The 10,542-nt window shown below is 26.6% G+C and carries 12 protein-coding genes; 2 read left to right on the forward strand and 10 right to left on the reverse strand.

The features are described from left to right. The coding region (locus L21TH_RS01390) for an aminotransferase class I/II-fold pyridoxal phosphate-dependent enzyme (protein WP_034428991.1) at positions 1 to 644 on the forward strand (644 nt) is incomplete at its 5' end. A 59-nt stretch (positions 645 to 703) separates the two neighbouring features. On the opposite strand, the gene L21TH_RS14175 is transcribed toward L21TH_RS01390, so the two are convergent. Together L21TH_RS14175 and L21TH_RS01395 are read right to left on the reverse strand one after the other, a co-directional pair. Continuing rightward, positions 704 to 856, reverse strand: a complete 153-nt coding sequence (locus L21TH_RS14175) for a hypothetical protein (RefSeq protein ID WP_006307251.1) — start codon at positions 854 to 856, stop codon at positions 704 to 706. Between the two features lie 193 nt (positions 857 to 1,049). After that, a complete protein-coding gene (locus L21TH_RS01395) occupies positions 1,050 to 1,808 on the reverse strand; it encodes a hypothetical protein (protein ID WP_006307252.1) in 759 nt (252 codons plus the stop codon). 218 nt (positions 1,809 to 2,026) lie between these two features. Here L21TH_RS01395 and L21TH_RS01400 point away from each other — a divergent pair, with 218 nt between their 5' ends. Beyond that, the gene (locus L21TH_RS01400) at positions 2,027 to 3,073 is read left to right on the forward strand and encodes a potassium channel family protein (RefSeq protein ID WP_278244276.1); all 1,047 of its coding nucleotides are present in this window, start codon (positions 2,027 to 2,029) and stop codon (positions 3,071 to 3,073) included. Positions 3,074 to 3,118: 45 nt separating this feature from the next. Here the strand turns inward: L21TH_RS01400 and pdxR are convergent, their stop codons facing one another. The 8 genes from pdxR to L21TH_RS14440 all read right to left on the reverse strand — a co-directional run. After that, positions 3,119 to 4,612, reverse strand: a complete 1,494-nt coding sequence (gene pdxR, locus L21TH_RS01405) for a MocR-like pyridoxine biosynthesis transcription factor PdxR (RefSeq protein WP_006307254.1) — start codon at positions 4,610 to 4,612, stop codon at positions 3,119 to 3,121. Positions 4,613 to 4,742: 130 nt separating this feature from the next. Next, entirely contained in the window at positions 4,743 to 5,339 is a 597-nt protein-coding gene (locus L21TH_RS01410) for a MerR family transcriptional regulator (RefSeq protein WP_006307255.1), read from the reverse strand. Positions 5,340 to 5,595: 256 nt separating this feature from the next. Further along, positions 5,596 to 6,369, reverse strand: a complete 774-nt coding sequence (locus L21TH_RS01415; RefSeq protein ID WP_006307256.1) for a CheR family methyltransferase — start codon at positions 6,367 to 6,369, stop codon at positions 5,596 to 5,598. Positions 6,370 to 6,574: 205 nt separating this feature from the next. Beyond that, positions 6,575 to 8,542, reverse strand: a complete 1,968-nt coding sequence (locus L21TH_RS01420) for a bifunctional 4-hydroxy-3-methylbut-2-enyl diphosphate reductase/30S ribosomal protein S1 (RefSeq protein WP_006307257.1) — start codon at positions 8,540 to 8,542, stop codon at positions 6,575 to 6,577. Between the two features lie 32 nt (positions 8,543 to 8,574). Beyond that, the gene (locus L21TH_RS01425) at positions 8,575 to 9,168 is read right to left on the reverse strand and encodes a lysophospholipid acyltransferase family protein (protein ID WP_006307258.1); all 594 of its coding nucleotides are present in this window, start codon (positions 9,166 to 9,168) and stop codon (positions 8,575 to 8,577) included. A 3-nt stretch (positions 9,169 to 9,171) separates the two neighbouring features. Beyond that, complete coding sequence (cmk, locus tag L21TH_RS01430; protein WP_006307259.1) at positions 9,172 to 9,828, reverse strand: (d)CMP kinase; 657 nt, start codon at positions 9,826 to 9,828, stop codon at positions 9,172 to 9,174. 53 nt (positions 9,829 to 9,881) lie between these two features. Beyond that, the gene (gene aroH / locus L21TH_RS01435; protein ID WP_006307260.1) at positions 9,882 to 10,241 is read right to left on the reverse strand and encodes a chorismate mutase; all 360 of its coding nucleotides are present in this window, start codon (positions 10,239 to 10,241) and stop codon (positions 9,882 to 9,884) included. 53 nt (positions 10,242 to 10,294) lie between these two features. Further along, positions 10,295 to 10,542 (reverse strand): hypothetical protein (locus tag L21TH_RS14440; RefSeq protein WP_034428996.1); only part of this gene is annotated, 248 nt, incomplete at its 5' end.

The following is a 10,542-nucleotide window of genomic DNA, read 5'->3' on the forward strand; positions in this document are numbered from 1 at the left end:
TGCTTATGTTAAGAGATATAGCTAAAGAAAACGATTTATTTATAGTTGCAGATGAAGTGTACAGAGAATTTATATATGACGATTTTGAGTATATGAGTTTTGCTCATTTAGAAGATATTTCAGATAGAGTTATTATTACAGATAGTATATCAAAGAGATATAGTGCATGTGGTGCTAGAATAGGTTCAATTGCTTCAAAAAACAAAGAATTAATTAAGCAGATATTAAAATTATGCCAAAGCAGATTATGTGTTGCAACTATTGAACAAATTGGAGCAGCAGAATTGGTTAACGTACCAGATAATTATTTTGATGAAGTTGTTGAAGAATATAAGAAAAGAAGAGATATAGTGTATAGTGCACTTAACGATATTGAAGGTGTGATATGCAAGAAACCCCATGGAGCATTTTATATAATTGCAAAATTACCAATAGAAAATGCAGAAGATTTTGTAATTTGGTTATTAAGAGAATTTGATATAGACAATGAAACTGTAATGATGGCTCCTGCGGAGGGATTCTATGCTACAAAAGGTCTTGGCAAAAACGAGGTAAGAATCTCATATGTTTTAAATGAAGAATCTCTAAAAAAAGCTATGAATATTATAAAAGAAGGATTAAAAAAATATAAGAACAAAAAATAAAAAAACACCAATTAAGGTGATTAATGGAGAAAGAGGATTTAATCTCTTTCTCTTTTATTTTAATATTCTTGTTTTAATGTTCTTTCGAAAATTTCACATTTTTCCATATTGCAGTATCCGTCAATATTATGAATACATGTTATTGAGCCACACTTCTTTAATCTACTTGTTGAGAATGAATTTAATTTACTATCAATTAAATTTCTTTTCATAACATCCCTCCGTTATATTAAGTATTTACATGTATATTATACCATCATATAGTTATTATGTCAAGTCTATTTTCAGAAAATTGCAACGTAAGCAAAAAATTATTGCATTATATGTTTTTTTATATATTATATTACTAATATTTGCAACTAGATTTTGATTACATTGCATACATAAAATAGAATAGAATTCAATCTATTCTATAAAATCATTTATAGTATATTTACCTTTCTCTATTTGGTTTATTACATCAATTATGTTATGTTTAAGTCTATTGATATCACTTGTAAAGTTTTTTTCTTGTTCTTCTCTGGGAGTTAAATCTACAACAACTCCGACGCCTTCGTTCGTTTCCACTAATTTTAAAAAACCTTTTTCATATAGCTTAATATTAGCTAATATTAAAGTAGGCAGATTTAGTAAATCATCATCTGTAAAAAAGTTTTTATCAACATTATCATATTCATATTTAACAAAAGCAGCCATTATCATAATTAGTTTAGTTAAAGTACTATTATCAACAAACGAAATATTGAGCTTATTATTTTTTATACAATTTGCTAAAAATTGTTTCATTGTATAATTAGGATATATCCATATAATACTATTATTAGTGGTATTTATAGGAGTCTCATATTCAAAAAATCTTGTAATAAAACTAATACTATAATAAAGCTCCTTACTATTTAAATATAGCTTAGTTTTATCTTTTAGTTTATAAGATATATAGTTATAAGCTAACATAGTTAAAAAATGGTTAGAGTTACCTTCATATTTATGCTTATAATATTCATTCTTATCTACTGGAAAAGGAGTAATATTATTCATTATATAAGATAATTTACTAAAGCCGATTATTTCTTTTCTTATAGGGTCAAATGAATTAGAAATCTTGTTTTTATACATTATTATTTCTTTTGGTAGACAATTAGAATCTTTCAGATCTGAATTCATATGATTTCTCCTTTCTATTTTTAGTTTTGGGAATATGATTTTTTTTATAGGCTTAATTATATGTAAATATTAGAATATTTTATTATATAAAGTTATTTCCAGGGAAAAACATAAGTTATCGCCAAATATCACTAGAATTCTAAATATTTAAGCAAATTACAACTATATATGTAGTTGTTTTGTATTTTTTAAAATAGCTTCCTAAGGAGTGAATAATTATATTAAATTTACTAACTTTCTTCAAAAAACTACATATATCACTAGTTTCGTCTAAACTATATAAATCTCTGTTTATAGCAATTTTGTTTATAGTCATTTGTTCCCTTATATTTTACTTTTGTGAAAAAAATCATAACGAGAAAATAAGCAGTTTAAATGATGCATTTTGGTGGGGATTTGTAACTAGTACTACAGTTGGTTATGGAGATATATATCCAGTTACTCCAACAGGGAGAAGTATTGCTATTTTGCTTATGTTAATTGGCATTGGTATATTTGGTTTTATTACTGCTTCTTTTGCTTCAATTTTTGTAGAAGAAAAATTAAAAAAAGGAATGGGCTTAGTGGATGTTATATTTAAAAAACATATAGTAATTATAGGTTGGAATTTTCGTTCAAAGTCAATAATTGAAGAATTAATAAATGAAAATAAAAATATAAAAATAGCTTTGATAGATAACAAATTAGAGCAGAACCCTTATCCAAATAATGAGAATATCTCTTATATAAAAGGTGACCCAACAAATGAAAAAACTTTGAGTAGAGCTAACATACAACAAGCTAAAATTGGTATTATTTTAGCTGATAAAGATATTAATGAAGAGGATATGATAGATGGTAGGTCGGTTCTTATTGCATTGGCTATAGACAGAATAAATCCTGACATTTATTTGGTAGCTGAAGTTATTAACAATTCAAATATTATACATTTTAAAAGAGCAAATGTTAACGATATATTAATTAGTAGCGAAATCGAGAGTAAAATCTTAGTTAGGAGTGTTTTATATAAAGGTGTAAGTAAAGCGATAAAAGAATTAATAACAAATTCATATGGAAACGAGTTTTATCAGTCTAAGCTACCTTCTAAATATGTAGGATTATCTTATAAACAATTAGCTATTGAATTAATGGAAAAAAATATTACTTTAGTGGGTATTTATAGGGATTCAAATACATATTTAAATCCTTCAAAAAATATATTAATGGACCCTATGGATGAAATAATATATATATCAGAAAATGAGTTTAAATTTAAAAATGAATAAGTTCATATGAACTTATTCATTTTTAAATTTAATTAACCAAATAACTTACAATAAAGGTGTAGTAGGTCTTAATTCTTTATTGCCGTATATTTTTAAGAATTGTATTAGAATGTTTGATAACTTCTTTATACCTTCATCTATTTGCTCAGTATAAACTGAGGCAGTATTCAATCTAAAATAATTGCTATCGTTTTTATCTTTATAAAACACTGAACCTGGAACTATGACAATATTATTTTTTATACATAGATTATATAATTCATTAGATGAAAAGCCATTGGGTAATGAAATCCAAAAGTTTAATCCTCCTTTTGGTAAATTTATATGAACTTGTTTTGGTAAATATTTATTTAGACTATTAGTCATAATTTGGAACCTTTTTTTATATATGGTTTGCATATATTGAATATGCTTTTGCCAGATTCCTTTACGTAAATATAAATTAAATGTTCTTTGAATAAGACCAGAGGTTGAAATATCAGATACATGTTTAGCAGATATCACATCATTATATACAGATAAAGGAAATATCATAAAACCTAATCTTAGACCCGGCATAAAAATCTTAGAAAAACTTTTTATATAAATTACTCTATCATATTTATCAATAGATTTAAGTGGAAAACCTTTTAGATTATTAAAAGAAAGCTCGCTTAAATAATCATCTTCAATAATGTAAAAATCATATTTTTTTGCTAAGTCAAGTAGCTTTTCTTTTTTATTATTAGAATAAGTATAACCAGTTGGATTTTGAAAATTTGGCATAACATATATAAACTTAGGGGTAAAAACCTTTAGTTTATTTTCTAATGATTTTATATTTATTCCATCTTCTTGAATAGGAATTTCAATAATTCTTGCAGAGCGAGACTTAAATGAAGCAATTGCGCCTCTATAAGTAGGGCTTTCTATAAAAACAACATCACCATAGTCAATTAAAGCTTTAGAAATTATATCTATTCCTTGTTGAGCTCCAGATATAATTTGTATATTCTCAGTTTCACTATCAATATTATAAGATTTAATATAATTTTTTATAGAGCATCTTAATGGATAAAAGCCTTGACTTTCTTGATAACCAAATGCATTACCTTTGTCTGTATCTAGAATTTCGTTTAATGCCTTTTTGAAGTCAGATACTGGAAATAAATCTGGTGTTGGCATTCCGCTTGCAAAGTTTATTGTTACATCATTTGTTATAATATCGTAATTTATAAGTTTAGAATCATTACCTACAGAATTAAATTCAGTGTCTATAGGTACATGTAACCCCATCTCTTGGTATTCTATTTTAGGTTTAACAAATGTGCCACTACCAACTTTTTTATATACATAATTTTCATTTTCAAGATGCTTATATGCATTTACTATAGTTACATTATTTACACCTAATTTATTGGCTAGTTTACGTATTGGTGGTAGTTTTGTATCTGGTTCAAGTTCCCCAGTTACTATCATTTTTTTTATTGCATTAGATAACTGAATATATAAATGCTGAGAATTTTCTCTGTTTAATTTAATGTTTTTAAATTTATCCATATGCTACCTCCAAGCAAATAATAAAATTGTTCCCATACAATTAATGTTATCAGATTTTAGCAAAGTATTCAAAGCACCATTAAGTATAATTAGTAAAAATAAAGAAATCCAACCATCTGGTTGAATTTCACTACTTCCTTTTGAATATTTTTTTAAATATACCTTTATTATCATCTTTTTCTTTTCGTAATCTTTCTTTGAGCTCAACAACTTCATATGATTTTTCTTTAACCTTCATTTTTAATTTAGCATTTTCACAAATTAAAATGTCACGTTCTTTACTTCTAATTTCTCTTTTTAATTCTTCTATTTCATTCTTTAATTCTTCTATAGCTTGTAAGTTAGCATTTTCACGTTCTACTAATTTAGGTTTAATTTCGTTTATTAGGAAGTCCTGTATCTGATTTGTTAAGCTTGTTAATTCAGGCTTACTATTAGAATCTTGATTTACTAAGGTTGTAACTGCTGTTTCCTCATTACCTTCGTTTACTAATACTTCTGGTGAGTTTAGAATTAATTTAATTTGCTTGTTAGTAAACCCTTTTTCCTGAAGGGTTTTTATATATTTTAGCTTTTCAATTTCCTTATATGTGTAATATCTGTGATTAGATTTGTTTCTTGGAATTTCTAACTCAAATTCCTTTTCGTAATATCTCAGAACATGTGGTGGATAATCAGTAATTTCTGAAACTTCAGATATTGAATATTCTTTTTCTGGATCTATCATTAAGTCACCTCCTAAGCCTTATAATTATTTAATTCTTTAAATAGTGTAATATTCCTTCAAAATTATTAAAAAATTTAACATCAAATTTCGATATAATTAAAACCGTGTTAAAATATTCTGTAATACTTTAGAACTATATGTAGAATAAAGTAGTTAATTGCATAAAAAGAAAGACTAAATGCCAACTTCTTAATGCATTTAGTCTTATTGGTAAATAATATATTCATCAAAGTTTACATAAGATTTATATTGACAACTAGATTGCTTTACCATAAAAAAATGTTTTTATAGGTTTGAAATTGTATCTTTCTGGTAAAATGATTTGCTCAGTACTACCGACAAATAATACACCATCATCAGTCAATGAATCATAAAAATTTTTATATAACTTTACCTTTGCCTCTTCTGTAAAATATATCATCACATTTCTACATAAAATCAAATGGTTATCTTTAGGATATGCATCTTTCAATAGATTATGATGCTTAAATTCTATACACTTTTTAATAGATTCATCTATTTTATAAGAATTACCTATTTTCTTAAAAAACTTCTTCTTATATTCTGAATGCACATTTTTTAAACTTTTTTCGTTATAAATTCCAATCTTTGCTTTTTCAATTGCAGCTTTATCAATATCTGTAGCTAAAATTTTTATTTCGTTTATATTATAGAATTTAGTAAGTATCATTGCTAATGTGTATGGTTCTTCACCTGTTGAGCAAGCACTATTCCATATTTTTATTTTACCATTTCTTTTAATTAAATTAGGTATAATATCATGTTCCATAACTTCCCATTGCTTAGGGTTTCTAAAAAACTCTGAAACATTAATTGTCAAATAGTTAATAAATTCGTTAAATAATTCTCTATCTTTTTTTATAGCATAAAAATAATCTTCTAAGTCTTTAAAACCATTACGGTTAGCTAGTGAGTTAATTCTTCTTCTCATTTGCTTTTCTTTATAAAGATTTAAGTCGATATCAGTAAGTTTATAGATTTGTTTCTTAAAAAATTCATATTTATCCATTTTGTTACCCCTTTACTAAAAAAGATTATAATTAATTGTAGCATAAAAAAAAAGTCTGTGGCAATATACCACAGAGAAAGAATGTAAAGGGGGTCTTAATGTATTTTGTGAGGTCACTATTATTTTTGACATTTCTATTTTTTTTATTCATAATGAATATCCTGTTAGATATAAATGAGGAAGGGAGAGTTCCCTTCCTTAATAACTATTTATTATTCATTATATCTTCGACAGTAATTTCTTCTTGTGGTTCTTGATAGTCCTTGAATTTTTCCACATCGTCTTCATTAACTTCTTTTATACTTAAACTCATTCTTTTTTCTTCTTCTTTAATATTCAAAATTTTTACTTTTATTTTTTGTCCTTCAGTAAGCTTTTCAGAAGGTTTTGCAATATGTTCATTTGAAATTTGAGAAATATGAACTAAACCTTCTAAACCAGGTTCTATTTCCACAAAGGCACCAAAGTTAGTTAACTTAACGACTTTTCCGTTTATTACGTCTCCTTCACTATATCGATTCTTTACGTTTTCCCAAGGTTGCGGTTTAATTTGTTTTAAGCTTAGGGAGATTCTTTCGTTTTCTTTATCGACTTTTAATACTATTGTCTCTACTAAATCACCTTCTTTAACTACTTCAGATGGATGATTAATTCTACCCCAAGATAATTCTGAAATATGTATTAAGCCATCTATACCACCTATTTCAACAAAGGCTCCGAAGTCTGTAAGTCTTTTAACTTCACCGTTTATTTTTTGGCCTTCCGTTAAAGACTCCAATAATTTGTTTTTCTTTTGTTCTATTTCAGTTTTCTCAATATTTTTTCTAGATAAAACTAATCTCTTTTTATTTTTATCAAACTCTATTATTTCAACAGAAAATTCTTTACCAATAAATTCTTTCAGCTCTTTAACGTAATTTATAGAAATATGAGATGCAGGGATAAAACCTCTAATCCCATTTACAATTGCTATTATACCCCCTTTAACAACTTCTACTGCTTTAGCTTTAACAGTTTTCTTATTATTATATATTTCTTCAAGTTCATTCCAACCCTTAATAAAATCCACTCTTTTTTTAGATAATAAAACATTACCTTCACCATCGTCTAAGCTTAACACATAGACTTTAATTTTATCTCCTACTTTAACTACATTTTCAGGATTACTAAAAGGGTCACTTGTTAATTCATTTCTTTTAATAATTCCATCAGATTTATACCCTATATTAACCATAACTTCATCTTTAGATACACTTATTACAGTTCCTTCTACAGTATCACCTCTTTGGATATCAACCATTGTATTTTCAATGGCCTTCATCATTTCGCTCATCTTATTATTAGCATTGTTCATTTTTTCTATTACCTCCTTAATTATCCAGTCAGGCGTAGAAGCACCAGCAGTAACTCCAACTATATCACAGTTAATTAGTTTATCTAAAGGTAGTTGTTCAGCTGTTTCTATGTGGTAAGTATTTGGACAGAACTTTCTACTTATTTGAGCAAGCTTTTGCGTGTTAGAACTGTGAAAGCCTCCAATTACAACTATAGCATCAGCTTTTTTTGCTACCTTTTTACATGCTTCTTGCCTAAGTTTTGTAGCATTGCATATAGTATTGAAAATTTTTACTTCTCTACCTTTTGTAGATATTAATTTAGATAGTTTATTGAACTTGTCTTTCCGTGCTGTAGTTTGAGCTACTATACATATTTTATCATATTTTGGAATATCATCAATATCATTTTCCGAGTTTATTATATGTGCAGAATTATTACACCAACCGTTAATTCCAATAACCTCAGGATGCTTGGGATTACCTATAATTACTATAGCATATCCCTTTTCATAATATTTTTTAACCTTTAGTTGAATTTTTTTTACGAATGGACATGTGGTGTCAATAATTTCCAAATGACGTTGTTTAGCTAATTGTATTGTATTAAAAGGTACACCATGTGACCTAATTATTATTTTTCCATTATCAATATCGGTAATATCATCAATGATTTCTAAGCCTTTTTTATTAAGCATGTTTATCACTTGGTTATTGTGTATTAATGGACCTAAAGAATATATTTTTTTATTTTCATTATTTACAACTTCAATTGCTGTGTTTATAGCTTTTTCAACACCAAAGCAAAATCCTGAATTTTCGGCTAGTATAATTTTCAATGTTCATCCTCCTAGTAATATATTTGCAATTTTTAAGGTTGATTATTACTTTTCAAGCTATATATTTCTTTCATTACATTTTTACTTAAGTTTTTATAGTCTTCAGTAGTTAGTTTCTCTCGATAGTAATCTGAAAATTCAATAGGATGTCCTATATGTACTGTTATTTTACTAAAAATTCTATAGTTAGTTTGGATATATATAGGTATAATAGGTGACTTACTTTTAATACTAATCATACTTATCCCTGGTTTTGCATTTTCTATGTTTTCTATTCTTACTCTAGTACCTTCAGGAAATATTCCTAGTAAACTATCTTGTTTTAATACTTTAAGGGAGCTTTTTACTGCAGATAAAGAGGTACCCTTTCTATCTACCGGAAAAGCTCCTAACTTATTTAGTAAAAATCTTAACAATGAATTATTAAATAGCTCTTTTTTTGCCATAAAGTTAATTTTTCTTGGAGTAGCTATTGCTACTACTATGGGGTCTAGTAAGCTTATATGATTAGAACAAATAATACCCTTTCCTTTATTAGGTATATTCTCTATTCCGTTAACTTCTATCTTGTACAAGAGCTTAAGTAAAAAAAACATTAACCCTTTAGCAAAACTATAAAATGACATTCACTACCTCCTTTCTACTATATACGATAGTATTTCGTCTATACATTCATCAATTGTTTTATTAGTTGTATCAATAACTATTGCATCTTTACATTTTTTTAGAGGAGCTATAGCTCTAGTACTGTCAATTTTATCTCTAGTTTTTATTTTTTCAATTATATCGTTTAATTCAACATTAATACCTTTTTCTTTTAACTCTAAATACCTTCTTCTTCCTCTTTCTTCTACAGATGCAGTTACGAAAAACTTATAATCTGCATTAGGAAGGACGTTGCTCCCAATATCTCTTCCATCCATTATTACGCTTGTATTTTTAGATATTCTTCTTTGCATTTCTACTAATATATCTCTTACTTCTTTTATTTTTGCAATATAAGACACAGAGTTAGAAACTTCATTAGTTCTGATTTTATTATCTACTAGTTCATCGTCAAGATATATATGATTATTTTTATAACTAATTTTAGTGTTTTTTAAAACTTGAATGATATTCTCCTTGTCAGATAAGTCTATTTTTTTATTTAGCATTTTTAATGTAACTGCTCTATACATTGCACCTGTATCGATATAGTTTATATTTAGCTTTTTTGCAACCTTTTTGGATATTGTACTTTTTCCTGCACCTGCTGGTCCATCAATTGCTATAGATATTTTTTTCATTCTTAATACCTCCCTAAATAAAACTATAACCACCTCACGGGTGGTTTATAATACTATGCTAAATCTGGTCTTAATTTTACCGCATCCTTTAGATAAATATGTTTAACTTGATTTTGTTTTAATTCACTATTAAATAATAGTAAAACTCTTATACATTTCCTTAAGCTATTTTTAACTTTCATTTCTTGAAGACATAATAAACTGCAATAGGTTAATCCTATTTCTCTAGCAGCTACAGCTGGATATGCTTCATCTAAGTCGTCAGTTACAGAAAATATAATACTAATAATATCAGTTATTTTAATATCGTTTTTTTTAATAATGTTTTCTAATAAAGTCTTAGTATTTAAAATTATTTCTTGTTTAGTATTATTTTCAACGGTTATAGCTCCTCTAACTGATACTACTCTCATAGACACACCACTTTCCTATAATATTATATATCAAATTGTATAACCTCTCAAGTCTATTTTATTATAACCTTACCTAAAATATCAATGCTTTGACATACTGTTACAGTAGAATTGAGTTTAGGAGTATCTATATTTTTACTTATGCCCACAACCTTTACTTTAGTTTTTTCTCTACATTTAGCTCCATTTATTTCTATAAGGTCATTATTATACACCTCAATAGATACTTCTTTGCTGTTTTTGAGTTTCTTTACTGGTTCACCATTTATCAGTATCTCTAGGTCTTCGTTTAGTTTATCAC

It is taken from the genome of Caldisalinibacter kiritimatiensis, from assembly GCF_000387765.1.
In the GTDB taxonomy this organism is placed as follows: Bacteria; Bacillota; Clostridia; order Tissierellales; family Caldisalinibacteraceae; genus Caldisalinibacter; species Caldisalinibacter kiritimatiensis.

Coding starts and splice junctions, on each gene's coding strand:
- L21TH_RS14175 (WP_006307251.1), bottom strand. CDS start 856: ATGAAAAGAAATTTAATTGATAGTAAATTAAATTCATTCTCAACAAGT.
- L21TH_RS01395 (WP_006307252.1), bottom strand. CDS start 1,808: ATGAATTCAGATCTGAAAGATTCTAATTGTCTACCAAAAGAAATAATA.
- pdxR (WP_006307254.1), bottom strand. CDS start 4,612: ATGGATAAATTTAAAAACATTAAATTAAACAGAGAAAATTCTCAGCAT.
- L21TH_RS01410 (WP_006307255.1), bottom strand. CDS start 5,339: ATGATAGATCCAGAAAAAGAATATTCAATATCTGAAGTTTCAGAAATT.
- L21TH_RS01415 (WP_006307256.1), bottom strand. CDS start 6,369: ATGGATAAATATGAATTTTTTAAGAAACAAATCTATAAACTTACTGAT.
- L21TH_RS01425 (WP_006307258.1), bottom strand. CDS start 9,168: ATGTCATTTTATAGTTTTGCTAAAGGGTTAATGTTTTTTTTACTTAAG.
- cmk (WP_006307259.1), bottom strand. CDS start 9,828: ATGAAAAAAATATCTATAGCAATTGATGGACCAGCAGGTGCAGGAAAA.
- aroH (WP_006307260.1), bottom strand. CDS start 10,241: ATGAGAGTAGTATCAGTTAGAGGAGCTATAACCGTTGAAAATAATACT.